At 48.3% G+C, this 25,328-nt stretch carries 28 protein-coding genes; 12 read left to right on the top strand and 16 right to left on the bottom strand.

The features are described from left to right. The first annotated feature begins 9 nt into the window (after window positions 1-9). Window positions 10-1,107 (top strand): MFS transporter, encoded by a 1,098-nt coding sequence (locus tag H5T41_00355; protein MBC7107238.1) that lies wholly within the window; start codon window positions 10-12, stop codon window positions 1,105-1,107. Between the two features lie 254 nt (window positions 1,108-1,361). Here the strand turns inward: H5T41_00355 and H5T41_00360 are convergent, their stop codons facing one another. Continuing rightward, window positions 1,362-2,114, bottom strand: coding sequence for a ZIP family metal transporter (locus tag H5T41_00360; GenBank protein ID MBC7107239.1), 753 nt, complete (start codon window positions 2,112-2,114; stop codon window positions 1,362-1,364). A 290-nt stretch (window positions 2,115-2,404) separates the two neighbouring features. Here H5T41_00360 and H5T41_00365 point away from each other — a divergent pair, with 290 nt between their 5' ends. Next, the gene (locus H5T41_00365; GenBank protein MBC7107240.1) at window positions 2,405-3,478 is read left to right on the top strand and encodes a CoB--CoM heterodisulfide reductase iron-sulfur subunit A family protein; all 1,074 of its coding nucleotides are present in this window, start codon (window positions 2,405-2,407) and stop codon (window positions 3,476-3,478) included. 157 nt (window positions 3,479-3,635) lie between these two features. Here H5T41_00365 and H5T41_00370 read toward each other — a convergent pair whose 3' ends face one another. After that, window positions 3,636-4,832, bottom strand: coding sequence for a pyruvate carboxyltransferase (locus H5T41_00370; GenBank protein ID MBC7107241.1), 1,197 nt, complete (start codon window positions 4,830-4,832; stop codon window positions 3,636-3,638). A gap of 132 nt (window positions 4,833-4,964) precedes the next feature. Between H5T41_00370 and H5T41_00375 the strand changes: the two genes are divergently transcribed. After that, entirely contained in the window at window positions 4,965-5,675 is a 711-nt protein-coding gene (locus H5T41_00375; GenBank protein MBC7107242.1) for a class I SAM-dependent methyltransferase, read from the top strand. Window positions 5,676-5,702: 27 nt separating this feature from the next. Here H5T41_00375 and H5T41_00380 read toward each other — a convergent pair whose 3' ends face one another. The 6 genes from H5T41_00380 to cfbA form a co-directional block, all read right to left on the bottom strand. Further along, window positions 5,703-6,962, bottom strand: a complete 1,260-nt coding sequence (locus H5T41_00380) for a hypothetical protein (GenBank protein MBC7107243.1) — start codon at window positions 6,960-6,962, stop codon at window positions 5,703-5,705. Between the two features lie 210 nt (window positions 6,963-7,172). Further along, window positions 7,173-8,522 carry a hydrogenobyrinic acid a,c-diamide synthase (glutamine-hydrolyzing) gene (cobB, locus tag H5T41_00385; GenBank protein ID MBC7107244.1) on the bottom strand — a complete coding sequence of 450 codons (1,350 nt, stop codon included), beginning with the start codon at window positions 8,520-8,522 and terminating at the stop codon, window positions 7,173-7,175. Between the two features lie 5 nt (window positions 8,523-8,527). After that, a complete protein-coding gene (locus H5T41_00390; GenBank protein MBC7107245.1) occupies window positions 8,528-9,316 on the bottom strand; it encodes a P-loop NTPase in 789 nt (262 codons plus the stop codon). Next, window positions 9,313-10,398: a Ni-sirohydrochlorin a,c-diamide reductive cyclase catalytic subunit gene (cfbD, locus tag H5T41_00395; protein ID MBC7107246.1), complete on the bottom strand. Its 1,086-nt coding sequence runs from the start codon at window positions 10,396-10,398 to the stop codon at window positions 9,313-9,315. The genes H5T41_00390 and cfbD overlap by 4 nt, the downstream gene beginning before the upstream one ends. Continuing rightward, complete coding sequence (cfbE, locus tag H5T41_00400) at window positions 10,395-11,696, bottom strand: coenzyme F430 synthase (GenBank protein MBC7107247.1); 1,302 nt, start codon at window positions 11,694-11,696, stop codon at window positions 10,395-10,397. The genes cfbD and cfbE overlap by 4 nt, the downstream gene beginning before the upstream one ends. Window positions 11,697-11,698: 2 nt before the next feature. After that, window positions 11,699-12,121: a sirohydrochlorin nickelochelatase gene (gene cfbA, locus H5T41_00405; GenBank protein MBC7107248.1), complete on the bottom strand. Its 423-nt coding sequence runs from the start codon at window positions 12,119-12,121 to the stop codon at window positions 11,699-11,701. Window positions 12,122-12,541: 420 nt separating this feature from the next. On the opposite strand from cfbA, the gene H5T41_00410 reads away from it, so the two are divergent. The 7 genes from H5T41_00410 to H5T41_00440 are packed head-to-tail and all read left to right on the top strand — an operon-like array spanning window position 12,542 to window position 19,102. Further along, window positions 12,542-13,168 carry a bifunctional precorrin-2 dehydrogenase/sirohydrochlorin ferrochelatase gene (locus tag H5T41_00410; GenBank protein ID MBC7107249.1) on the top strand — a complete coding sequence of 209 codons (627 nt, stop codon included), beginning with the start codon at window positions 12,542-12,544 and terminating at the stop codon, window positions 13,166-13,168. Between the two features lies 1 nt (window position 13,169). After that, on the top strand, window positions 13,170-14,435 hold the full coding sequence (locus H5T41_00415) for a glutamyl-tRNA reductase (GenBank protein ID MBC7107250.1): 1,266 nt from the start codon (window positions 13,170-13,172) through the stop codon (window positions 14,433-14,435). After that, window positions 14,425-15,393 (top strand): porphobilinogen synthase, encoded by a 969-nt coding sequence (gene hemB / locus H5T41_00420; protein ID MBC7107251.1) that lies wholly within the window; start codon window positions 14,425-14,427, stop codon window positions 15,391-15,393. Before H5T41_00415 ends, hemB begins: the two co-directional genes overlap by 11 nt. A gap of 10 nt (window positions 15,394-15,403) precedes the next feature. Continuing rightward, window positions 15,404-16,684: a glutamate-1-semialdehyde 2,1-aminomutase gene (hemL, locus tag H5T41_00425; GenBank protein MBC7107252.1), complete on the top strand. Its 1,281-nt coding sequence runs from the start codon at window positions 15,404-15,406 to the stop codon at window positions 16,682-16,684. Then, window positions 16,681-17,565 (top strand): hydroxymethylbilane synthase, encoded by an 885-nt coding sequence (gene hemC / locus H5T41_00430; protein MBC7107253.1) that lies wholly within the window; start codon window positions 16,681-16,683, stop codon window positions 17,563-17,565. The genes hemL and hemC overlap by 4 nt, the downstream gene beginning before the upstream one ends. Then, window positions 17,562-18,314 carry a uroporphyrinogen-III C-methyltransferase gene (gene cobA / locus H5T41_00435; protein ID MBC7107254.1) on the top strand — a complete coding sequence of 251 codons (753 nt, stop codon included), beginning with the start codon at window positions 17,562-17,564 and terminating at the stop codon, window positions 18,312-18,314. Before hemC ends, cobA begins: the two co-directional genes overlap by 4 nt. After that, the gene (locus H5T41_00440; protein MBC7107255.1) at window positions 18,311-19,102 is read left to right on the top strand and encodes a uroporphyrinogen-III synthase; all 792 of its coding nucleotides are present in this window, start codon (window positions 18,311-18,313) and stop codon (window positions 19,100-19,102) included. Before cobA ends, H5T41_00440 begins: the two co-directional genes overlap by 4 nt. A 35-nt stretch (window positions 19,103-19,137) precedes the next feature. On the opposite strand, the gene H5T41_00445 is transcribed toward H5T41_00440, so the two are convergent. The 4 genes from H5T41_00445 to H5T41_00460 are packed head-to-tail and all read right to left on the bottom strand — an operon-like array spanning window position 19,138 to window position 21,627. After that, entirely contained in the window at window positions 19,138-19,953 is an 816-nt protein-coding gene (locus tag H5T41_00445) for an ABC transporter ATP-binding protein (GenBank protein MBC7107256.1), read from the bottom strand. Continuing rightward, window positions 19,950-20,684 carry a cobalt ECF transporter T component CbiQ gene (gene cbiQ / locus H5T41_00450; protein ID MBC7107257.1) on the bottom strand — a complete coding sequence of 245 codons (735 nt, stop codon included), beginning with the start codon at window positions 20,682-20,684 and terminating at the stop codon, window positions 19,950-19,952. Before cbiQ ends, H5T41_00445 begins: the two co-directional genes overlap by 4 nt. Beyond that, window positions 20,681-20,971 (bottom strand): cobalt transporter, encoded by a 291-nt coding sequence (locus H5T41_00455; protein ID MBC7107258.1) that lies wholly within the window; start codon window positions 20,969-20,971, stop codon window positions 20,681-20,683. The genes cbiQ and H5T41_00455 overlap by 4 nt, the downstream gene beginning before the upstream one ends. Further along, window positions 20,968-21,627, bottom strand: a complete 660-nt coding sequence (locus H5T41_00460) for an energy-coupling factor ABC transporter permease (GenBank protein ID MBC7107259.1) — start codon at window positions 21,625-21,627, stop codon at window positions 20,968-20,970. The genes H5T41_00455 and H5T41_00460 overlap by 4 nt, the downstream gene beginning before the upstream one ends. 463 nt (window positions 21,628-22,090) lie before the next feature. Between H5T41_00460 and arsM the strand changes: the two genes are divergently transcribed. After that, window positions 22,091-22,933: an arsenite methyltransferase gene (gene arsM / locus H5T41_00465; protein MBC7107260.1), complete on the top strand. Its 843-nt coding sequence runs from the start codon at window positions 22,091-22,093 to the stop codon at window positions 22,931-22,933. A 174-nt stretch (window positions 22,934-23,107) separates the two neighbouring features. Here arsM and H5T41_00470 read toward each other — a convergent pair whose 3' ends face one another. Together H5T41_00470 and H5T41_00475 are read right to left on the bottom strand one after the other, a co-directional pair. Then, window positions 23,108-23,296, bottom strand: a complete 189-nt coding sequence (locus H5T41_00470) for a hypothetical protein (GenBank protein ID MBC7107261.1) — start codon at window positions 23,294-23,296, stop codon at window positions 23,108-23,110. Between the two features lie 24 nt (window positions 23,297-23,320). Then, window positions 23,321-23,515 carry a hypothetical protein gene (locus tag H5T41_00475; protein MBC7107262.1) on the bottom strand — a complete coding sequence of 65 codons (195 nt, stop codon included), beginning with the start codon at window positions 23,513-23,515 and terminating at the stop codon, window positions 23,321-23,323. A gap of 226 nt (window positions 23,516-23,741) precedes the next feature. On the opposite strand from H5T41_00475, the gene H5T41_00480 reads away from it, so the two are divergent. Beyond that, the gene (locus H5T41_00480) at window positions 23,742-24,317 is read left to right on the top strand and encodes a flavodoxin family protein (GenBank protein ID MBC7107263.1); all 576 of its coding nucleotides are present in this window, start codon (window positions 23,742-23,744) and stop codon (window positions 24,315-24,317) included. A 104-nt stretch (window positions 24,318-24,421) separates the two neighbouring features. Here H5T41_00480 and H5T41_00485 read toward each other — a convergent pair whose 3' ends face one another. Both H5T41_00485 and H5T41_00490 read right to left on the bottom strand, forming a co-directional pair. Further along, window positions 24,422-24,610 carry a helix-turn-helix domain-containing protein gene (locus tag H5T41_00485; protein MBC7107264.1) on the bottom strand — a complete coding sequence of 63 codons (189 nt, stop codon included), beginning with the start codon at window positions 24,608-24,610 and terminating at the stop codon, window positions 24,422-24,424. Further along, window positions 24,607-24,882 (bottom strand): hypothetical protein, encoded by a 276-nt coding sequence (locus tag H5T41_00490; GenBank protein MBC7107265.1) that lies wholly within the window; start codon window positions 24,880-24,882, stop codon window positions 24,607-24,609. The genes H5T41_00485 and H5T41_00490 overlap by 4 nt, the downstream gene beginning before the upstream one ends. Between the last annotated feature and the right edge of the window lie 446 nt (window positions 24,883-25,328).

The following is a 25,328-nucleotide window of genomic DNA, read 5'->3' on the forward strand; positions in this document are numbered from 1 at the left end:
CTCGCCGACATGACCTATGAAGGAGCGAGGAGCATCTCTGGAACATACCTCGGGCTTCTGGGGGCCAGTGCTGCGGCAGTCGCGCTCATCATCGGATTTGGCGAACTGATCGGGTATACACCGAGATTGCTCACTGGTAGCATGACCGACCGCACCGGTAGGTATTGGGCCTTTCTGTTCGTCGGTTATGGCATCAACCTTGTTGCCGTCCCATTGCTTGCATTCGCTGGCGACTGGGTCACCGCAGCAATTCTTATCATCATCGAGCGTGCTGGAAAAGCGATCAGGGCGCCAGCGAGGGATGCGATGCTCTCCCACGCCGCAAGTGAGGTCGGCAGGGGATGGACATTTGGATTGAATGAAGCGATCACATCGGTTGGGGCGGTGCTCGGACCAGTCGTCGTCGCCTTGGTGATGATGATGCATGGTGGCTACTCAACAGCCTTCTTGATTCTAATCATCCCTGCAACTGCCGCAGTTGTCATCCTTTACATCGCATGGAAACATTATCCAGCGCCGAGGGAAATGGAACGACCAAAGCCGGTTGAAAAAAGAGGTCAATTACCAAAGATCTTCTGGATTTATGTCGTCGGTGCATCCCTCGTCGCGATCGGATACATCGATTTCCCATTTCTCGCATATCATTTTCAGAAGATTGGATCTGTTCCCTCGATATGGATTCCGATTTTCTACGCCACGGCCAATGTCATCGATGCATTCGGGGCGTTGTTTTTCGGTCATGTGTATGATGTAAGGGGTATGAAGGTTCTCGTGATCATCACCTTCATTTCTTCGTTCTTTTCAATTTTTGTCTTTCTCAACAATTTCTCGCTTGTGCTCATTGGTATCGCTCTGTGGGGGTTTGGCGCTGGATCGCAGGAATCCCTCATGCGAGCTGTCGTGGCGGAGATAGTCCCAGTCCACAAAAGAGGGTCAGCATTTGGGATATTCAGTCTCGCATTCGGTGCGTTCTGGTTTCTCGGCACGGCTTTCATCGGCCTCATCTACACTCATTCGATTGTGGCCGTCGTCGCGTTTTCATTTCTGATTCAGCTGTTCGCTGTCGCAGTTTTCTTCTTCGTAATGAAGAAAATAGGTCATAATTGATGAAGACGAAATCTCATCGACCGCTTTTTCTTCTTGCCGGATTGGTGCGAAACGCATATCCGATCGATGGGAAGAACAATGATGTTGTTTTCATTCGAAGCTGATAAATAAAAATAATCAACACTTAGGCTCGATGCTTTTCTTCAAATTTCTGACACTTTCATTTGTTCATTATAAACTATCGATCATCCAATAGCGCGTGAGAGCCGTCTTTAATACGAAATGATCCCGATCCGCGAATAATATTTATCAGCTTATTCGAGGAACGCGAGACTGAGAATGACCAGCACACCGATGATGATTGAAATCATCTGGATGATTGATTTCTTGACATTCGATTCCTTGTGCATTTCAGGCACGAGATCACTTCCTGCGATGTAGATGAACCCGCCAGCCGCCAGTGGCAACATAAGGGTCGTGTATCCACTTATGCTCTCCCCAATGATAAGTGAAGCAATTGCACCTGCGATCGCGGTGGTCGCGGCGAGAAAGTTGAACAAAAGCGCCTTCCACTTTGTAAATCCCGCGTATACGAGGATGCCGAAATCTCCGATTTCTTGGGGAATTTCATGCAGGATGATCGCGATCGTCGTCGCCATTCCTACTTCAAAGCTGGCAAGGTATGAGACTCCGATCAATATTCCGTCGACAAGATTGTGAACGCCATCCGAGACCAAATTGATGTATCCAACAGGTTTCTTGCAGATTTCTTGGAACTCACAACTGTGTTCATGTCGCCAGTGTAGAAATTTTTCCAGAACAAAGAAGGCGAAAATACCTGCGATAATGTAAATCGGTACCTCAGGTCCCGTTCCATACTTTTCGAAAGCTTCCGGAATCAGATGAACGAACGCGTCAGTAAACAAAGCTCCGACCGCCAAACCAACAAGAATAAAAACAGATGTTTTGAGAACGTGATCGTTCAGCATCAGGAACAATATTCCAATTATTGAAATCAGGCTCACAAGTATAACGCTCGCGATTGCGTAAACCCAGGCGGACATGATTCAAACCTCAATGATCCATCAGATATCTACTTCGCTTGCGGTATTTGGAGGTGATTGTTTATTAACTTTTTCATGATTTTTTAATAACAAGATTTTTCTGAAAGAACGAGTGGCACTTGACAATCCGATAAAAAAGGCTGGCATCCTGAAATCTTTATCGATTTTATTCTAGCAATTTCGTTCTAGGAGATTTAATATGATCCCGAATTGATTGCGGTATGGATGTCACAAATCTATTGCGAACTGAAAAGAACTTTCGACGGAAGCATATTTAATGGGGAAATGCAGGGATGGATGTAGATTCTTTCGGGAAGGTACTCGTCGTCGGAGGAGGCGTAGCCGGTCTACAGACAGCACTCGATCTATCGCGTGCCAATGTCGAAGTTTTTCTAGTCGAAAAGGAAATGCTGCTGGGAGGCACTGTAGCTAAACTCCATAAGCTTTTCCCGTCAATGGAATCGGGGTCTTCTATGATCAAAAGATTAACTGATGAGATCCACTCGCGATCAGAAGTCTTGATCCACACGAATACGGTGGTCAGCAATATTCGAAGGAATTCCAATCGGTTTCACATAACCCTTTCCTCGAGAGAAAGGGGGCATCCAAAACAAGAAATCGAAGCGGATGCGATCGTCCTCGCGACGGGACTCGTTCCGGTCGATCTGGCACTCTTTCCGGAATACGGTTACGGCAGGTATTGCGAGGTGATGAGTTCGATCGAATTTGAGCGATTACTCGTCGAGGAGGAAAGGAAAGGAGAGGACATTTTCAATGGGCAGGATGGCAATTACAATAAAACGATCGCGTTCGTTCAGTGTGCGGGCTCGAGAACTGAGAGAAGTGGCGGAGTACCGTATTGCAGCGCCGTCTGCTGCATGAATGCGATAAAAAACGCGATTTCCGTCAAGGAATTGCATCCGGATTCCGATGTCTGGATTTTCTACATCGATATCAGAGTTCATGCTACGTACGGAGAGGAAATGTATCGAAAGGCGAAAAGGCTGGGGGTTAAATTCGTCCGAGGACAGCCTTCGCTGATTTTGAAAAAAGAACAATTCAGGAAGGTCATTGTGTGCGGGGAGAATACATTGCTCAGGGAGCTTTACGAGATCCCAGCGGACATCGTTGTTCTTAGTGCGGGTCTCAGACACCCAGAATCGAGTCTTGAACTGTTCCGCATGCTCAATCTTCCCATTTCGGCCGATGGCTTTCCGTTGAATCTGAAAGATTCTTTCGAACCGTGCGTTACGTCTGTTGACGGCATTTTTATCGTCGGGTCGGCGGAATCTCCGAAAGATGTTCACAGTACGATCACACAAGGTAGAGCTTGCGCGATGAAGATTCTCGAGCGCTTCATGTCGTAGGAAATGAGTTCACATCGAGGTTCTTCCTTCGAGTCACTCTCTTGCATTCAAAGAAGACTTGGTTTTTAGATTCTCGAATGAACCCTTTGTCAAATGAATTCAACTGGAATTTAGACTGGAATTTATTGATCATCGATATCGATGATCGTGTTTCATCTCATTGAACCTTTTCGACGATCGCTCTAAACTCCTTTTCAGTCAGCAATCCCTTCTTCCTGATCGATGTGTTCTTCACCTCGATGAGAATTTTTCTTGCCTTTTCTTCGCTGAGTTCGATTCCAAGCTTTTCCGCCCAATAGAGGATTGATGCCAAACCGCTCTTCTTGCCCAATACAATTCTCGGCGGATCCTGTCCAACAAGAGTCCAATGATACGGAAACATCGTCAGAGCTTTATTTTTCTTCTCGAGCGTTTTCCACCAGCCAGCAACGATACCCGACTCGATTGAAAAGAGTTCGTTGCCGACGATCGGCTTGTTTGGCGCTTTTTTCACTCCACTTGCCTTTTCAACCGCATCCGAGAGTTCCTTGAATCGCGAGAAATCGAGGTCGATCTCCTGTCCATAAAGGACTTTCAGGCACATCGCCGTCTCTTCAAACGACGCATTGCCTGACCGTTCGCCAAGTCCGTTGACCGTCGTGTGGACAACTTCCGCACCTGCCTTGACCGCCGCGATTGTGTTCGCGACGGCGAGACCGAAGTCGTTATGGGTGTGCACCTCGATCGGGACGCTAAAAGCGTTTTTCAACATCGTAACCAGTTCTGTCATACCCTCAGGCGAAAGCGCTCCAAAGGTGTCGACGACGTTGAGCGCGTCCATATGTCCCTCTTCTGCGACTGCGCCGATGATATCAAGAGCCCAATCGGCGTCCGCTCGTGAAAGATCAATGCAGAAGAATGAAACATAAAGACCGTGATCATGCGCATAAGCCGTTGCCTCAACAGCTAGTTGTTTCGCTTTTTCCTCAGACCATTCATACGCATCGCCAATGAGATGTCCGCTTGATGGTACCTCCATGATCACCCCATCGACGTCGCAGGCCACGGAGGTCTCGACATCTTCTTTCATACATCGCGTGAAGGCGAATATCTCGGCATCGAGCCCCGCATTTGCCAACATCTTGACCGCTTTCCTGTCATCTTCAGAGACAAGAGGCATTCCACCCTCAATCCTGTCGATGCCGATCTCGCTCATCATCGTTCCAATCTTCAGCTTCTCTTCGCTTGTAAAGACAACGCCAGGCTGCTGTTCTCCGTCCCTAAATGTCGTGTCGTGGAATTTGACCCTCGGTAGATCGAGACTCTTTCTGAAATTGTAATGGCTTACCCAATAATCCTCTGACTTCCATTTCATAGAGACACTGAGAGGGGAAAAAATGTCCCAGCGTAAAAGACTATGCTTTCATTGAAGAATTGAAAGTCTAATTGCAGGATGCCACCATCAATCTATTTATGGCTTTGAGCGTCAACCAACCCTGCGATCACAATGAAGAAAAGGCACGATGCAATTCATGTTGATATGTTGAGAAAAAAGCTCGATCCGCAGAGGGAACACTGGGACACCGTGTACAAATTGAAACCAGATTATTTCGGGGAAACGCCGAGTGAATTTGCAAGAAGAGCGTTGAGCTTTTTTAAGGAGAAGGGAGCGAAGAAGATCATCGAGCTCGGCTGTGGGGAAGGCAGAGATACGATAATGTTTTTGAAGGAAGGCTTCGAGGTCATCGCATTCGATTATTCTCCTGTTGCGATTGAACACCTCATGCAAAAGGCGAAGTCCAATCAATTGAGCGAATCGCTCACCGCAATGATCCACGATGCTCGCGACGGTATTCCGCTGACTGATGAGTGTGTCGACGGTATCTTCTCACATATGTTTTTCACAATGCAATTGACGGAGAAGGAGCTTGATTTTATTTTTCAGGAGTGTCTCCGAGTAATGAAAGCTGGTGGGTTCAATATCTATTCGGTGAGGAACATTCACGACCCGCACTACGGGAAGGGAATTCACAGAGGTGAGGACATGTGGGAAAGTCCTCAGAAATTCGTCGTACATTTCTTTTCGTTGGAAAAGGTCAAGCGACTCGCTCGGGGATATGAGATTTGTCACATTGGTGAGTTCGATGACCCTTCACCTACTTACATTAAAAAACTTTACGAGGTCATTTTGCGAAAACCCGAAAAGAAAAAAGAATAAAAAGTTTGAGGAAATCGACTGAGAAGCTTACTGCTTTCTGCCACCCTTCACGAGAACCGCCGCAGCGATTACGACAGCTCCAATTCCTATCACTGCAACTGCGATCCAGGTCAGCGGAATTCCTGAAGAAGCGGAGAGGCTCGAAATTTCAATGGTGTGCTCTGAGAAGTGAGGCACATAGACAAGGAGATACTGCAGCCCGTCGATTTCAAATCCATAATATCTCGCGTCAGAGGTCGATGTGCCAGTTGCGTTGAGAATCTCAGACATACTGTTTGCTCTGACTACATCGTTACCGTCGAGCTTAACGCGGAGCTGATTGGACACATTGATTGTATCGTTGTCCAGCACAAAGAGGAAAAGACGACCTTCGTGCTGTTCCGATGCCACTTGCAATGTTACTCTGTTCTGCACTGCCGAAACAATCCTCAATGTGTAGCGATGATCGTAGATCTGGGCGTCATAGATCGCATCACCATTGTGCACCATGACCCTGATTTCTGCGCAAATGCGTCCCTCGATCACGGCGTTCATGAGATGTGCATGCATGCTCAGCCCTGTTTCCTGGAAGTAAGGCCGCATCCTAAAGAAGAGATGCGTATCATTGCCAGAAACATGGAGATAGGTCCCCTCTTCATTTTCTTCGAAACTCGCGGTTCCGTTTGAAATGCCTATCGCGCCGACGAAGTCATCCTTTGTGATTCTGTAGATCGTGTCGAGGCAGGTGTTGTTTGAATTGATTTGTTCAATTTTAAAATCTTCCGGGATTGCAATGCTTATCTCGGCAGAGCTATTTGTCATGACGTGAAGAAGGGCTGTCGGGTTGTTGTGCGCGATGATGCGGTGAGTTTCGTCAGAAGCCACGAAGATCGAGCCTACGACCTTGACGTTTTTGGCTGTGAAGTCGCTGACTTCGATGTTGTCAAAGACCCTCAGCATTTCGTTTCCGTATCTGACGGAATAATTAGTTATTGTTCCGGTCGATTCGTTGAAATTGAACTTAATGAAGAACCCAGTAACGGTACCGTTATCGTATTCAATCGGACCGAACAGCCTTCGCTGTAAGCCAATCTGACACATTTCCATGATTCTTTCTCTGATCTGCTCTTGCGTCATCTGCTTGCCGCTTTGGAATCCTGAGGAGTTCTGATCGTTGTCCCCGCAGAAATTCGTCTGTGCTGTCTGCCCCATCCCCATCGCTTGCACCAAACCGGGCATAGCCAGCGATGTGAGCAGCAGGGCCACGAGGAACGACGATATGACGATGCCGATGATTTTACTTTTCATTTTGTAATCACCTGATTAACGCACAAACGGGTTAATTTGAAGAGATTTTTGGTTCAAGGCTCGAACTCGTTCGGACAAGCATCGAACGAATTCGCGCGAATCAATTAGAAATTCTTTTCTCGGGGAACATCAGGTGATCGAATCGATAGGTCTCGGAGGTGATCGAGTAATCACTTTATTCTCCTTTATCGTGGAAAGCACATAGAATCTTTAAGACAATCGACCCGCCTCTTGTACGATCCTAATACCCCATTCCTTATTCGAAAGAGCATGCTGATGCAGATATGCGCCAATCGTTCTGTTTTTGATAAGGCCATCCCTCTTTCCGTCAATGCCAACGCCACGCTCGATCGAATATGCATAGGGTCCTGGCGGAATTGGCGAGACGCGGGAATAGTGAAACTCGTGACCTCGAATCCTCATTTCTGGGAAAAGAAAATTATGTTTTGTTCCAGTAGCATTAACATAGGCAAGGCCTTGGCGTTCGGCCGTTACCTCAGCATCACAGTCAAAAATCCCGGCCATGTTCCATTTTCTTCCCTCGTAGGAAACTGACCTGCAGAAGGTCATCAGCCCTCCGCATTCTCCATAAGTCAATTTGCCTTCTACGGCCGCGGACCTCAATCCCTCCATGAAATCCCGATTTGAGCTGATCTCCTCAGCAAAGATTTCTGGATACCCTCCGCCGATATAATATCCATCAGCGTCAGGAAAGGCATCGCCTTCCGCTGGTTTGAATTTGATAACTCTGGCACCAGCTGCCTCGATCGATTCGATATTCTCTGGATAGTAAAATGAGTAGGCCTTATCGACCGGGATAGCGATTTTTACCCCTATGTTCTCCCCTTTTCTAAAAGGAAATTCCGCTGGAAAATCAATCGGTTCTGCTCTTTCTGAGATATCGATCAACCGCTCCAGGTCGATCTCTGATGCGATATCGGCCGTCATTTCTATCGTCGCCTTGGCGTCTTTCTTCTCTGGCATTGTTACGAGCCCAAGGTGTCTTTCAGGCAAACGCTCCTTCCTTCTTTCAATCGCGCCGATGACCTCCGTTTTCGTTAATGATTCGACAGCCTCAATCGCCTTTTTTCTGTGCCTTTCACCGCTCACCTGGTTGAGGATCACCCCTTCGATCCTGATCGATTTGTCGAGCATTTTAAAGCCAAGTACGTGTGCGGCCGCACTCTTCGCAAGACTTCTTGCGTTGACGACGAGAACGACGGGAGCACCAAGAATCTTTGCGATCTCAGCAGTGCTCCCGGTATCGCCCGTTGAGGTGAGTCCGTCGTAGAGTCCCCTGACACCCTCGACGATTGCAATGTCCGCGTCTCTCGTCGACCAGCCAAAAACATTGAGAATTGTATCACGGTCGAGCATAAATGAATCGAGATTTCTCGACGGTCGACCAGTTGCCGCCGCATGATATGCAGGATCGATAAAATCAGGTCCAACCTTAAATCCCTGAACCCTATATCTTTTCGAAAGAAGCGCCATCAGACCAGTAGCAATCGTCGTTTTGCCTACGCCGCTCCCAGCACCGGCGATGATGACCCGCCTGATGCCCATTATTCATTCTCCCTCAGCAAAACCCGGATTTCCTCCGGATCGATCGGTTTCGGTATTCCTAGGTTGTTATTTTTCAATATCGCATCCGCCAGTCTGCGATAAGCATCGGCCTGAGAACTCTGTGGTGCGCCTTCGATGACTGTCTTTCCCCTGTTTTCACATTCCCTCACGATAGGATCTCGCGGAATAAAGCCGATCATGTGACTTCCGATCATTTTTGCGAATTCGCTTACAATTCTTTCTTCATTTCTTATTTCTCTTGAATTACAAATCAGACCGCCGAGATTGACCTTTAGATTCTCAAGCCCTCTGACAATATTGTTTGCCGCGTAGAGGGAAAGGTATTCACCGCTTGTGACAATGTAGACCTCGTTTGCAAATTTCTCGCGAAGCGGTGCGGCAAAACCACCGCAGACAACGTCACCGGGGACATCGTAGATGATGACATCGATATCATTCGTGAAATAGCGCTTGTAAAGTTCCTGCACCGCGACGATGATCCCACGACCAGCACATCCCACACCAGCGATTGGGCCGCCCGTCTCGATGCATTTGATACCGTTGAAGCCCTCAACGTAGGCCGGGCAATTTTCATTGGTCGACGATCTCAGTCTTTCCAAAAAAGTTTCAATCTTGCGACCGCCGAGCAGTGTCATGCTTCCATCAGCTTTCGGATCGCATCCGATGTACCAAGTGTTGAGTCCTCTTTCACCGAGCGCGGCAGCGACATTCGCCGATATCGTCGATTTTCCGATGCCACCTTTGCCGTAGATGGCGATCTGTTTCATGTTTGCACCCCATCAACGAGCTCCCTGATCGTGTCCCCGAGCTCGCTGTGGACAATCCCTCTAGCCCCCATGAGCATCGAGTGCGTCGAGATTTCGCCGACCGCGAGGGTGAAACCCGAGTCAATGAAATTCCTCAGCTCCCTCGGCTGATCGGTCACGAGAATGTCTTCCACCTTGAGATCTGGAATCGCGTGCGGTAAGCCACATAGGACCCGGAGGTCTATCTCTTTATTTTCGAGATATTTCGCCGCTTTCTCCCCTGCAACAGGGTATTCATCAAGTCCGCCGCTCAAATAATCAATCCCAACGCCTGCTTCCTTCAAATCTCTGAGAATGTCCATTGAATACCTTCTGATGCGGGGCAGACCGATGTTTGGATCTGTATTTGCCACGTAAATCGCATATCCTCCAACCTTTCTTCTCGCATATTCAACCGCGCGCATCACATCGGCGAATCTATACGCCGTCTCCTTTTTTGCGTTGAGGACAACCGCGACTCTTTTGTTTTGAGACAAGTAATCAATAATCCTCTTTGCGACATTCAGCTTCGTTGCACCGCGGTGAGGCTTAAGGTAAGGTTTACTCGTCATCCCCCTCTCCCTTTCCAACGCGGTTGCACGCATGAGCATTTCCTTCTGGCGTTCAAATTCCTCTTTTGGGATGATCCCCTTGTTTGCCGCTACTTCAAGAACCTTGATCGCTCCCACGGTATTAGGCCCAGCGCACGCATGGATATCGATTGGGAGAACGGTCGAGCGAATTCCCGCCTTTTTGATCGCCGCATCGAGGTTCTCGCCGATGATCATACTCGCGCAGGTTCCGACGACGCCAACGAGCTTTGGCGAGAACTCCTCATCCACTTTCTTAAGGACTTCCACAAGCCGTTGCTCGGCGCCGAATATCAGATCGCTTTCCTGCATGCCCGTCGTCACAACGGTGACACCAGCTTCCTCGAGCAATCGAGATGCGGTAAAACCGCAGCCAGGGGGTCCATGCATGACGATCACGTCGACGTCGAGATCCCTGAGTGTGTACATTGCGGCGATAATCGGACTTGGTCTCGGATGAAGCACATCGATCATCTGAAACCCTCCTTGGTGCACCAGAGAATCGCCTCGGAATTTCCGTTGACTTCGGCGATATTCTCGATCACGCGGAACACATCCCCATGCAACATGCCCCCTTCGAAATCGCCAAGCAGGCACGCATCGCTGACACAATCCCGATGATCGATAATAACTTTTTCAAGTTCCCCCAGATCGAGTTTCTCGCAGACTCTTTTGGAAACTGGTTCGATGATGACACCAATTCTTTTTAACTGATAATAATTCTTCAAACATTCGATAAGAAAGCGCACGGATGCGGCACTGACTCCAGGATTTCTGTCACGAATAACCCATAAGTCATTTTCCTTTCTGATTTCCCCCCTACCAGGCACGCCTTCGAAGGCTTCGAAAGATTTCGCGATCTCGTTGACACCATAACCAAGGTCAATGGCGACCGCAGCAGCAGCCGAAAAAGCTAGTAGATAAGCTGGTGCGACAAAATTTCCAGGGAGATCGACCGATGCGCAATCTCCTTTTTTTAAAATGATTTTCATTCCAGCCATCTCTCCGAGACGCAACGGCTGACCGATTTTTGCATCGACATCCCCGCCATTTCCGAATGTTAAAATCTTGACGTCCTTTCCCACATGTGGAACCCAGAGGTTTTTTTCATCTTCCCGGACGACAAGCGTCTTTTTCACCGTACAAGCCATCTGCACCTTTCCGTCAAATGCTCTCCTCGTTCCTTTTGCAATCAAATAGTTGTCACCAATCGTCGTAATGACACCGATGTCCGCGAGTCCAGTCCCGCCTAAAGAGACTTCGAAAACGCCGACGTCGAACTCGACTTCCATTCTCGCAATTTCTAAAATGGAGGTGGGGGCGATGCTCACCTCTTCTTTGATGATCTTCTTCTTATCGCCATTATACAGTACGATTCCGCCGCTACTTAATAGCAGGACGCGATTTCCTTTGGCACGGAGAAGATCGGCGATCAGGTGAGCCGTCGAAGTTTTCCCCTTTGTGCCAGTCACCTCAATAATTCTTGCATCGAAGGAACAAAGCTCTCCCACAGCCCTGTGCGTCGTGATCTTCCTTCTCCACCTTGCCCCCTCGAGGAATCGATCCGGACAGTGGATGGGCGCGACCACAAGGTCGAAAAACTCCGCTGGTGCTCTATTCTCCAAATGAATACCGGCATTGGTAGCTTTCCTTTCAAGATCCTTCCCGCCAGTTCTGTAGCAATCAACCAGCGTGACCTCAGCACCCTTTCGCCGGTACTCCAACGCAATGGTTAAGCCACCGTGGGTCGCGTCCATTACGAGGACTTTCACGACTATTCCTTCCCAAGCCTTTCTTTTACTCGCTCCTCGAGAATATCGACGATCCGATCATCGAGTCCAATCGGTTCACAATACTTGATGGCGATTTTCTTTCCATCGACGTCCACAACTCCCCCTTTGCTTCCCTGCGGGATGCCAAGCTCCGATGTGATATCGTCCCTTGTGTGAATCCCGTGCGCGAGGAAACAGGGAACAACAAAGACCGTGTCAACGCCCTCTGTGACCAATTGATTCAATCCTTCTTTAATCGTCGGTTTGTTGATGTTCATGAATCCGACGGTGACTGAAAATTCCCTGAATCGTTCTCCGAGTTTCTCCGCAAAATGACTAACGACCTTCTTGTTATAATCAAGCTTGCTTCCGTGTCCTACGAGGAGTATCCCTTTCTTGCCCATAAAGTCACTCTCACTTCTCACGATTTTTTTAGAGAATTCAATCCGGATTAATCACTGCCATAATAAAATAACTTCCATTTATTCGGCCGATTTCGAAGGATCTTAAAATCTGGAAAAACGATCACATTGGCGAATATCCCATCTTTCATAATTATTAAAAAAAGTCATACTGTTGCAGTGTTGAGATTGCACAATTCTCAATATTGCCCAGATGGCCAAAAGGTGGAATTTGTGCACACGGTATCGACCTTCGCTCTAAGTGAATAAAAATGTACAAATATAGGCTCTGATCCCTGAAGTGAACCGTTGATATGGGAAACCTGCATAGCCTACCAGTATGGATCAAATTACGATGATCTGAGTGTTTTGGGAAAAGGTTATTAGGTCCTATCAGGATGCTTTGGTCATACAGAAAGAAGAAATATTCTCGTGGCCAGTTGAGTGATGCCGATGCTTCCTCTCATGATCGATCTCACTGGGAAAAAGGTTGTGGTCTTCGGTGGGGGTGACGTTGGACTTCGCAAGGCGAGGTACTTTGCCAGGGAGGCTGAGGTCGTCGTAGTCAGTCGTGACATTTCTGTGGATCTAAAAGATAAGGGTCTAAGATTTGTAAGGGAAGACGTTCGAGCTTCTTTTGAACAATGGATCGCATGGGCGGATTATGTGATCGCAGCGACTGATGATTTCTCCCTGAACGATATGATTTGCACCTGTGCTATTTCTATGGGTAAGCAGTTCAACAGGGCGGACGGCGTTGGCTCTTTCTTGATACCCTCTGTCATCGATCGGGGCAATTTTGTTGTTGCAATTTCCACCCTTGGTCGAAGTCCAGCTGTTTCAAAGGCTCTGAAGGAAGAGCTCGATAGGCTCATTGATGAGAACTGGTCACTGATGGTGACCTTGCAGGAAGAATTGAGAAAAGAAATTAAAGATAAAATCTCCGATCAAAGGTTGAGAGAAGCGGTTTTGCGATCGGTTGTCCAGGATAAGGAGATTCTCGCGATGCTCGGTAATGACTATCAATTGGCAAAGAAGCGTGCCCTCGAGAAAGTGAACAGAGGTAATTGATATGATCATCAGCGTGCATGTAACGCACAAATCCGCCGATATGAAGGCTCTTGAACTCATCGGGCGGCATGATGAGAAAGCGCTGTTGCACCATCTCCGTCGAATCCAGGGAGTGAAAGAATGCGCCGTACTTCGCACATGCAACCGTGTCGAGCTTTATGCCGTAACGGATGAACCGAGTACGACGAGGAACGGAATGGAGGCGATGATCAGCAGGTTCATTCCCTTCGATCACGATCAAAATCTTGTTCAATTTCGTTCCGATCTTGAATCAATCAGACATCTGCTGAGAGTTTCAAGCGGTCTTGAATCGATGATCGTCGGCGAAGATCAGATTCAATTTCAGGTGAAGCGCGCATATGAACTCGCGGAGAGCGAAGGGTGTATCGGCCCCATTCTCTCCCTCATCTTCAGAAAGGCGATCAGCGTCGGGAAAAAAGTTCGCACGGAGACGAAGGTCAACAAAGGTGCGGTTTCGATCGGATCGGCTGCAGTCGATCTCGCGGAACGCCTCCTTGGCAGTCTCGAAGGTAAGACAATTCTCGTCATCGGTGCGGGAGAAATGGCGACACTGATCGCGAAGCATCTGATCGGAAAGAAACCGAACGCGATCTTCGTTTCAAATCGCACATATGACAGAGCTGTCGAACTCGCCTGGTACCTCGGTGGTCAGGCGATCCGTCTCGACAGCCTTTACGACTACCTGCACAAATGCGATATCGTTCTCGTTGCGACTTCGTCGCCTCACGTGATCCTCGATCGCGCACGAGTGGAGAAAGCGATCGCCAAAAAGGGCGAGGGGGAGAAGCTCATCATTATCGATGTCTCGTTCCCAAGAAATGTCGCTGATGATGTCCGGTCGCTGAAAAACGTTGAGATGCACGACATCGACGGTCTCAGGGATATTGCACAGGAAAACATTATGAAGAGAAAAAGGGAGGTTCTCGAGGCTGAAAGAATCATCGCTGAAGAGCTTTTGTTGCTGGAAAAGAAACTTGAGGAAATGGGGGCATCAGAAGTCATTAAGGCGCTCCGTCAGAAGTTCGAGGCGATTAAGGAAGTGGAGATCCGAAAGGCAATTAATCGACTTAATCACAGCCCAGAAGACATCGAAACGATCGTGACGGATTTTGCAAATGCCCTTGCGAATCGGTTCCTGGCCGATCCGACAGAGATGCTCAAATTGGCGTCCCGGGAGAAGAGGGTGGAAATTCTTAAGGCTGCGCGCGAATTGTTCAGATTGGAGGAGAACAAAAATGTTTCCTGATACGAGATTGAGGCGTCTGCGGTTAAATCCGCAGATTAGGGAGATGGTGAGAGAAACGCGACTATCCGTTAAGAACTTCATTTATCCGATGTTCTTCAACGAAAACCTCACGAAGCCAAAACCGATCACCTCGATGCCAGGGGTGAATGCATATCCCGTCAAAATGGCGGGGGAACAGGCAGCTGAAGCATACGAACTCGGTATTCCGGCAGTCATGGTTTTCGGGATACCGAAACATAAGGACGAAGAAGGTAGTGGCGCGTGGGCAAAGGATGGCGTTGCGCAGAAAGCGATCCAGAATATTAAGAAAGCAAGTGACGTTGTTGTCGTTGCCGATCTGTGTCTTTGCGAATACACATCACATGGGCACTGCGGAAAGGTCAGAAATGGCGAGATCCTCAACGACGAAACACTCGACCTTTACGCGAAGACGGCCGTCAGCCAGGCAGAGGCAGGCGCCGACATGATCGCGCCGAGCGGAATGATGGACGGCATGGTTGCATCAATCAGAACCGCACTGGATGATGCTGGATTCAAGAACATTCCGATCATGTCGTATAGCGCGAAGTACGCGTCAGGATTTTACGGACCCTTCAGGGAGGCGGCTGAATCAGCGCCCAAGTTCGGTGACAGGCGATCGCACCAAATGGATCCTCCCAACGCGCGTGAAGCTCTCAGAGAAATGGAGTTGGATCTTGCGGAGGGCGCGGATATTCTGATGGTCAAGCCAGCACTCGCATATCTGGATGTGATCAGGGAGGCGAGAATCATGTTCAATGTGCCGATCGCGGCGTATAATGTGAGTGGCGAGTATTCGATGATTATGGCGGCCGCCGAAAAGGGGTGGCTCGATAAAGATAGAATCATGATGGAAGTTCTCACCGCGATCAAGAGGGCAGGTGCTGATATCATATTGACCTATTTCGCGAAGGATGTCGCGAAAAAACTGAAGGAGTGAGGTTCTCCGGATGAGGAATACGAGTCGATCAAAGGATCTCTACGATCGGGCGAAAAGGCTCATGCCCGGCGGCGTCTCAAGTCCCGTGAGAGCGTTCGCCCCTTATCCACTATATATTTCAAAGGGCAAAGGATCGAAAATCTGGGATGTTGATGGAAACGAATATATTGATTACTGCATGGCTTTCGGTCCGCTGATCCTCGGGCATGCTCACCCCTCGGTTGTCAAAGCGCTTCAGGAACAGGCGGAAAACGGAACGCTTTACGGCACTCCGATCGAGAAGGAAATCGAGCTCGCCGAGATGATCTGCAATTATTATCCATCTATTGAAATGGTGAGGTTCGTTAGTAGCGGTACCGAGGCGACAATGCACGTTCTCCGATTGGCACGTGGATACACCGGGAAAAACAAAGTGATCAAGATCGAAGGCGCATTCCATGGTGCTCACGACGCCGTGCTTGTCAAGGCCGGCTCTGGCGCTACAACGCACAGTGTGCCGAATTCGATGGGAATTCCATCGGAAGTCACCAAGAACACGCTGCTCGCTCCCTTTAATGACGTTCCCGCCGTTGAAAAAATCGTCAAAGAAAATAAGAACGAAATCGCCGCTCTTATCCTCGAGCCAGTCATCGGGAATGCAGGGCCGATTCTGCCAGATAAGGATTATCTCGCATCCCTGAGGGAATTAACCAGCGACGAAGGAATCTTGCTCATTTTCGACGAGGTCATCACCGGCTTCCGCCTCGCAATGGGCGGTGCTCAGGAATACTTTGGGGTGAAACCTGATCTGACAACGCTCGGCAAGATCGTCGGCGGGGGAATGCCGATTGGAGTCTTTGGTGGCCCGGAGGAGATCATGTCGATGATCTCCCCGATAGGCAAAGTGTACCAGGCAGGAACATTCAGCGGCAATCCGATGAGTCTCGCTGCAGGTATCGCGACGTTAAAGGAACTGGCAAGAATTGGACATCGAGAATTGAATCGAAGGGGTGAAGCGATCAGGAAAGGGATTGAGGGTGTTATCGATGAGTTGCATCTCGATTTCACCGTTACTGGTATCGGCTCGATGTTCCAACTCTTCATGACGAAAGGGCCAATACGTAATTATGAGGATGCGAAGAGATCGGATACTGCGCTTTTCAACAGGTTGTTCAGAGGTCTCCTCGAGAAAGGTGTTTATCTACCGCCTTCTCAATTTGAAACGAATTTCCTATCGACGGCGCATTCTGACGAGGACATCGAAAGAACTGTGAACGCATTTGACGAAGTCTTGAGGGAAATCACGCAATGATCGTCGGCACGCGCGGAAGCAAACTCGCACTTGCTCAAACATCGATTTTCGTCGACGCCTTTAGGAAGAAGTTTCCAGACGTTGATATTGAAATCAGAAAAATCGTCACGACTGGCGATAGAATCAGAGATCGCCCGTTGAGTGCCGTCGGCGGATTCGGTGCTTTCGTTAAGGAGCTTGACAGAGAGATACTCGAAGGAAAAATCGATGTCGCTGTGAACAGCCTTAAGGATATGCCAGTTAAATTGACCGAAGGGACATGTCTCGCCGCTGTACTTCCTAGAGGTCCGGTCGAGGATGTGATCATCCCTCCATTGCCGTTGGAAAAACTTCCACCTCGTTCTATTGTTGGGACGTCAAGTATTAGAAGAAAAGCGCTACTGATGAGCAAGAGGGACGACCTTGTTATCAAGGATATGAGGGGCAACGTGACAACGCGCCTACGCAAGCTCGAATCAAAAGAATATGACGCGATCGTCATGGCAAGGGTAGGACTGGAGCGAATAGGATTTGAGGGTCATTTCCTCCCGCTCGACCCTGAAGAATTTATCCCAGCGGTTGGCCAGGGCGCGATTGCAGTCGTCTGCAAGAAGGGTTCGGAATACGAGAAGATGTTGAAGTCTATTGAAGATCCAGTAACGAGGATGGAGGTTGATGCGGAGCGATTTATCTTGAGGGCACTTGGCGGTGGATGTTCCGTTCCGATCGGTCTATGGGCTAAGGTTGATGGCGAGAGTATAAGGATCAGGGGGATTGTCCTGACCGAGACTGGTAAGCAACTGGCGAAGGTTGATCAAACTTTCAACGTCGAGATGATTCCGCAAGCTCTCGATGAAATTGTTTCTGAATTGAGAAAAGGAATGGAAGGCGATCATCGATGAATGCTAGAAAGGGAGAAGTTTTTCTGGTGGGGGCAGGACCGGGCGATCCGGATCTAATTACGGTGAAGGGAAGGGCAATCATCGAGAAGGCGGACGTGATCGTGCATGACTTCTTGGTCCCGAAGGAGCTCCTCTCGGTTGCGAAAAAAGGGGCGGAAATTATTGACGTGAGCAAGAGGGGGGGCGAGCATCTGATGGAACAGGCGGCAATCAATGAGATTCTTTTGGAGAAAGCGAGGGAAGGGAAGATCGTTGTCAGGCTGAAAGGCGGCGATCCCTTTTTATTCGGTAGGGGCGGGGAAGAGGCTGAGTTTTTGAAAAGGAACGGAATCGATGTGCATGTGATTCCTGGTGTGACCTCAGCGATCGCTGTCCCTGCCCTTGCAGGTATCCCGGTCACGCATCGGGGTTATTCATCGGCCTTCACTGTCATCACGGGTCATGAGAGTGCCGATAAGGAAAAAGAGGTTCTCAACTGGAATGCGCTCTCGTCCATCGGCGGCACGATTGTCATCCTTATGGGGGTTTCGGCGATGGAGCGAAATGTGAAGAGACTTTTGGCCGGAGGACTCGATCCGGAGACGCCTGCCGCGGTTATTGAAAAAGGGGCGACAGCAGAGGAACGTGTCGTCACTGGTCCGTTGTCAAGAATCTCGGAGATTTGTAGAAAGGAATCGATCAAACCGCCAGCATTGATGGTCATTGGTCACGTTGTTTCTTTAAGAGACACCCTAGGTGATTTGCGTTGATGCGTCTCGCTATCATGCGGCCAGAAGAAAAGATAGGAGAATCGATCGAGATTGCGAAGTGTTTGGGATTTGAGCCGATCTGCGCCTCGCCGTTGAAAGTGAAGATCGTCGACTCTCCCGACTATGATGCATTTCTTCAATATGCAATTCTAGGACAGATCGATATCGTAATCATCACGAGCGCGATCGGCGCGAGGGCGATGATTGAGCTGGCTGACAAGAGGGGGAGAAGGGACGATTTGATTGAGGCTTTAAAGCGAATCTGCATCGTCACGATCGGTCTCGAGACAGCGAAATCGATTGAGAGCATGGGAATCCGCGTTGATATGATGCCAAAGACGTTTTCATCGGAAGGCGTTATCGAAATGTTGTTATCGTCGTCTATTAAAGGAAAGAGAGTATTCCTCCTTCGATCGGACAAGGGAGAAAGGAAGCTTGTTGAGAAGTTGAGGGAATCTCATGCTGAGGTCACTGAGATTGTCATTTATTCACTTGTGCCAGATATTGAAGACCCTGGTTTGTCGAAAATCATCGACGCCCTGGTCGCAGGGGATTTGAACATTCTTGCCTTCACGAGTCCTTTGTCGGCAAAAGTCTTTCTTGATGCAGCGATGACAAAGTACCCCGAAAGAATCATCAGCGACGCGCTTGACCGTTCGATCGTTGCGGCGATCGGGGAGCCGACGAAACGAATGTTGGAATCATGTGGAGTCAGGGTTGACGTGGTGCCTCCAAGGGCGACATTCGAAAGTCTTGTCCACGCAATCAAGAGTAGGATTTTTAAATGATTTTGAAAAAATGAATCGCAACAATCAAATGTTCATCATTTATCGTTTTTACGGCACTCTTCATCGATGATCTTGAGCGCTTCATCGACCGTCAATGGGAGGCGGAATTTTCTGTCGCTCGTGCGGCGCCACCGGTCCATCAGCCTGAGCATCGATGGCAATTCAAGATTCGCACTTGCGAGAACATCTGGTCTCTCGACGAGTTCTGATGGTTTCCCATCAAAAATAATCGACTTTTTCAATACGATCGCTCGATTTGTCAATTCGAATGCAACGGAAAGATCGTGCGTTGCCAGCACGACCGTCTGCGAAACCGAGTCAAGAATATTGACAAGGTCCCTTCTTCCTTGGGGGTCGAGATTCGCTGTTGGTTCATCAAGAAGAAGAATCGGCGCTTTCATCGCGAGCACCCCTGCGATCGCAACTCTCTTCTTCTCACCGAAACTCAAATGGTGCGGTACTCTTTCCTCATATCCTTCAATGCCGGCCATTTTCATCGCCTCCCTCACCCTCTTTTTGACTTCCTCTTCAGGCAGGCCTAAGTTGATTGGGCCAAAAGCGACATCGTCCCAGACCGTCGGCATAAAAATCTGATCATCTGGATCTTGGAATAGAAAACCGATGTATTTTCTCAGACGCTCAGCATCTTTTTTTGAGAGTGCCGTACCCATGATTTCCACGTTTCCAGCACTCGGAAAATAGAGACCAGCGAGAATTCGAAGTAGTGTACTCTTTCCAGCACCGTTCGGACCTACAATCGCAACTCTTTCCCCTTCCGAAATCTTCAGCGACACATTTTCTAATGCTTGTACACCGTCGACATAGGTGTACGAGACGTTCACGAGTTTCAGAGCGTCCAAATGATCACACCGGCCTGGATGAAGAGGGACATGAGGGACATACCAATGAACGCTGCGGCGAAGACCGCGTCGCGGGGTTTCGCTCGTAGGTGGCTCAGTGTCCTCACCTCACCCGTGTAGCCACGAGAAAGCAAGGCGGAATAAATATTGTTCGCTCTGCTGTGTGATCGCACGAGGACCATCCCAGCTGTGTAAGCGATTGTGCGGAGTGCTTCAACGTTCAGAAGACTCTTTCCTCCGTTGAATCCACGCGCCTCACGCGCGAGCTTCATTCTTTCCAATTCATCGATAAAAACGAAGATGAATCGATATGTAAAGAGAAGGAGCGAAATGATGATCGCTGGGACTTTAAACCATCGGAGTGCCTTCAGGAATTCGAAAAATGGTGTTGTTGAGACAAGAAGGATAAGCGCGAGGACCGAATCGGTGATTCGAAGGAACATTGCGGCGGCCTCCTCAGATCCTGAAGAGTACCACATCGTAAGGGAGGCGAATACGGCGAATGGAAGCGCCAAGACGTAGGATTTCACGATGTGGATTGGAGGAATACGGGAGGCCGCTACAATGAGGAGGAGAAAAAGAAGGGAAATGATCAACGGAGTTAGTTCTCGGAGCAGGGCAATCGAGATGATGAAGATGACTGTACTTGCGATTTTAACCCTTGGATCGAAGTTGCAGAGTGGCGATTGCTTCGCGTACTGATCGATTTCATGATGTTTCATTTTGCTTCCTTACTTTCCTTCTTTTTTCCTGCGATTTTGAAGTAGGCATACGAAATGCCGAAGACGAGGCCGAAGCCCAGGAGCCCAGCGAAGAATGCCGTCACGTAGTCTTCGCCATAGTCAAGGGGTGCGTGATAGACTGGCTCTCCCTCTTCCACGCCCGCATTTTCCATCGTCTTTTCAAGTCCGTCTCCGTAGGGGGCGGAAAAGATGAAGTAAAAGACGAGTCCTATTGCAAAGAGAATGATGATGCCAACGATCGCCTTCAGCAAGGTCTTCTCGGTCACGTTGTCACCTCCTCAGTCGGTTTTCTCGTCTTTATGATCTCAGGCGCAACTTTTGTCAGATAAAGGAAGATTGCACCAGTAATGATTCCCTCGCCAATTCCAATGACCGCGTGATATCCGAGCATCGAAGGGAGCGAAATCGCCGCCTCAATGCCGTAAGCACCACTCGAGATGCTGAAACTCGCTGCGAGTTCAAGCGCACAGGCGAAGGCCGCCACGAAGACCGATGCCCACGCGGCGGCAACAACGCCAACCTTCTCCAACTTCTCGGGAAAGAGTTTGTAGGTGCCCCAAGCAACAAAGGTGCCGATGACGGCCATGTTTGTGAGATTAAGACCTAACGCAGTAAGTCCACCGTCACCGAAAACAAAGCACTGAATCACGAGAATGACTGTCAGAATAATCACGGCCGCGTACGGACCGACAAGCACAGCGGCAAGCGCGGCCCCAACAAGATGACCAGTCGTCCCGCCAAAGATCGGAAAATTGAGCATCTGTGCGACGAAAATCCCTGCGGCAAGAATCGCCATCAGAGGAACTGTTTTCTCATCGATTTTCTTGTTCACTTTGAAGACTGAAAACGCAATGACTGCGAGTGCGATCATCCATCCAATTGCAAGGATCTCGGGCGCCATGAGCCCATCAGGAATGTGCATTTTTTCCTTCCTCCATAACACGAATTAAATAATCGTGTTACGGCAATCCGTTTTATTCTATTTATTACTTTTCTTCGAATCTTATTAAAGAATTTATTAAGAAAGCGTAGGCTCTTCGAAATCATTTTAATAGCCAAACCGGCACGCCAAAGTCGCATCGTTGTTTATTAATTTATGAATTTTTTCACGTGCGCTTCCCCGGTGTTATGGTGATTGCAGTTCCCTTCATAGTTTGCTTCCTTTCTCGCCCTTTCATGAAGTCATGAACGTAATGATTTGTTTTTGATGATAAAAGAGTCAGCAGAACACACAAGGAATTGAATTTATTGGTGCGTGAATTTAACAAAGACACAATCTTTATATTAAACCAAAGCTGAATATTGGACATGAGATTAGGTGAGTTCGATCGTTTCTATTGCTTGCTAATCCGTTTTAAGATTAAGAGAATAAGGATGTGGCGATGATGTCTAATGATCCCAGTACAAGAGACGGACAAAATAGTGTGATACGCACCGCCGTCATCGATCGATATTCAAGAGTGGCGACCGAAGGAAAATCATGCTGCGATTCGTCCGCAGGGACGAGAGAAATCATCAAGATATATTCGGAAAAGGAATTGGCGTTAGTGCCGGAAGAAGTAAAGAAATCAAACTGTGCATGCGGAAACCCTGTGGCGATCGCGGAACTTAAGCCTGGCCAGGTTGTGCTCGATCTGGGTAGTGGCGCCGGACTCGACGTGTTGCTTGCTTCGCAGAAAGTCGGTCATGGGGGGAGGGTCATTGGGGTCGATGCAACGGATGAGATGGTCATCAAAGCAGACAAAGTGGTGAAATCCATGGGTCTCAGGAATGTGGAATTCAGGAAAGGCTTCATCGAGAATCTTCCCGTCGAGGACAATTCCGTGGACGTCGTAATAAGCAATTGTGTGATCAATCTGGTCACCGATAAAGAAAGAGTCTTCCGTGAGGCTTACAGGGTTCTCAAATCCAGGGGGAAGCTTGCGATCTCGGACAGGGTTCTCATTGGCGATTTGCCATCTGAAGCGAAAACGAATCTTGAACTCTGGAGCGCCTGTGTCTCAGGTGCGATCCCAGAAGGAGAATATCTCTCGATGATTGAAGCGGCTGGCTTTGTTGATGTGAGAGTAACGGATCGCAGAGTCTACACAGATGATGAAGTGATATCACTCGCCAAAACGGTGATCGACGAAGCGAAAAGGCTCGGCAGGGAAGCGCTCGACGAGAAGATCGTCGCAAGGGCTTTTCTTGCAATTGCAAACGATCATATCGTCGCCTATAAGCCATAATAATTTTTTGATCGAGGGGCGCGGGCAATATCGTCGAACATGATCGGCGAAAGTCAGAATTTTTAATCGAACGCAAAATCATTGTCGACCAAGCGTGTAGCCCGATCTCTGGTGCATGATCTTCTTTTGATCTTCAAATCGACAGGTCGACTGTTCCTTTCAGATATCGAGAGCTCAGGCTGAAACAACTTCTCCGAATTTCCCGCCCTTGAGCAGCGCATCGATAAAAAATTTCTTTTTACTTTCGTCATCGAATGAAATGTAGCCGATGATCGCTTTGATCATCGGGCTTTTGTCTTCGACGATTTCGATAATGCCCCTCCCAGTTTTTTGATCCTGAACAATTCTCAATTGTAGCTTCATCTCCTCACCTCATCTCACCTTATCTTACTTGGAAAGCGGGATCACAGACCCGTACTTTCCCCCCTCGAGAAGCGCCTCAACGAAGAATTTCTTCTGTTCTTCGTTATCATATGTGATCAATCCGATCCTCGCCCTGCAGGTAATCGTCCTCTGCTCAAGAATTTCGATCACACCTCTTCCCGTTGCAGCATCCTGGATTATTCTTAAATAAAGTTGCATTTTCTCCTCCTCGCATCTCTTCTCCCTTGCTGGCGTGTGTTCTATTATTATTTACGATCCTAATCGAATGACTTTGACAACTATAAACCTCATGGTTGATTTTTAGAGAACGTTTCATTCTACGAATTCAGCATTCCTTTGCGGGAAAAGGTAAGATTGCGAGGAAGAAATTATTATCCTTCAATGTGATTTTGTCTCAGTAAATTGATTTGTCGCAGGTGATCGGATGAAGGTAATCGCATTCAACGGAAGTCCGAGAAAAAATGGCAACACCTATCACGCGCTGGAAATCGTGCTTGCAGAACTGAGGAATGAAGGGATTGAAACCGATCTAATACAGCTCGGGAGCGAAAAGATCGAAGGATGTAACGCGTGCAACGCCTGCTTTAAGAACAAGGATGGCAAGTGCGTGATTGACACCGATAATATCAACAAGTATATCGAAATGATAAAAGAAGCTGATGGGATGTTGCTCGGGTCCCCCGTCTATTTCGGCAACGTGACATCCCAGATGAAGGCGTTCATTGACCGCGTTGGTTTCGTGTCAAGGGTCAATGGAGATATGTTCAAGCGGAAGGTCGGCGCTGGCATCGCTGTACAGAGGAGAGCAGGGGCGCTGGCAACGTTCTCCGATCTGAATTACTTCTTCCTCATCGGCCAGTGGATTGTGGTGGGGTCAAGTTATTGGAATGTTGCAACTGCTACGAAACCCGGGGATATTTTGAACGACAAGGAAGGCGTTGAGACCCTCAAGACGCTGGGCAAAAATATGGCGTGGGTCCTGAAGAAGCTCGCAGATTGAAATCAGTGATCCATCAGCTGTCTTTTTTCTTTTTGTCCTTCTTTATTCAGATGATTCATCGACCTCCTCGTTGCGTTTATTTTCTTTGGTGATGATTTTCTCCCTTATACCATTTTCAACACTGGAAAAACGTTCGCAATGAGCTTTGCCTCAGCTTTGCGTAAGTGTTCCGTGAACGTGGATCTTGAAACGCCGAGGTGACGCGCCATTTCCTCTGCATCGATCTTTGCCGGTGTTTCGAAGTATCCTGATTGAAACGCATCGACGAGTGTATCGATTTGTCTCATCGTCATGCCTGCCACCATCGAATATGTGGGGGATGAAAAGAATTTGACAAGTATCCAGCGAGTTCGATCGTCCTGATCGATTTCAATCTGACAGTCCCACCATGTTCCTTGATTTTTCGAATAAGCGTTGCGATGTTCTTTCTACGCCACGAAATAATCGTGTAGAATTCCCATCCTCCTTGGAAGATCGCTGGCGGGATATACCAGCATCCAGATTCTGTAATCAAGGAGGAAATCAATTTTGTGCCGATATCGCAATCACAATTCTTCGAGATCACGGAGAGCAATGGACCGTACCTAAAACAATGTGATTCGTCAACATTCCCCCACAAATTTTCTTTCAATCGCTTCCAGTGATTCCGTCGAGTCGCTCAAGATCTCGATCACATGGCTTCTTGTATTGCACCAGACGGCGATTCGCGATTCCGGATATATTCCATAGTGAGATGACAATAAGGGCACTCATGCGAAACCTCGATCGACGCCTTGAATGATTCCGTCGCGTTATTCATGAACGAAAGATTTACTTGCGCCTCTTTAAATATGAAGCTGCCGTACGGCGGATATCTTGTGAGATTACCGCTTTTCTTCAATTTTGGAAAAAGCTACCGCCGTGGAGCGGTAGAAGATTCACGCTGTACATGTGATGATTCTTTGCAGGGAGATATCGGACGATTCCAGAAGCATTAATCATGTGCAAAATAAGAGGTAAGGAAAAGAATGC

This window comes from Methanomassiliicoccales archaeon (assembly GCA_014361295.1).
Taxonomy (GTDB): Archaea; Thermoplasmatota; Thermoplasmata; order Methanomassiliicoccales; family JACIVX01; genus JACIVX01.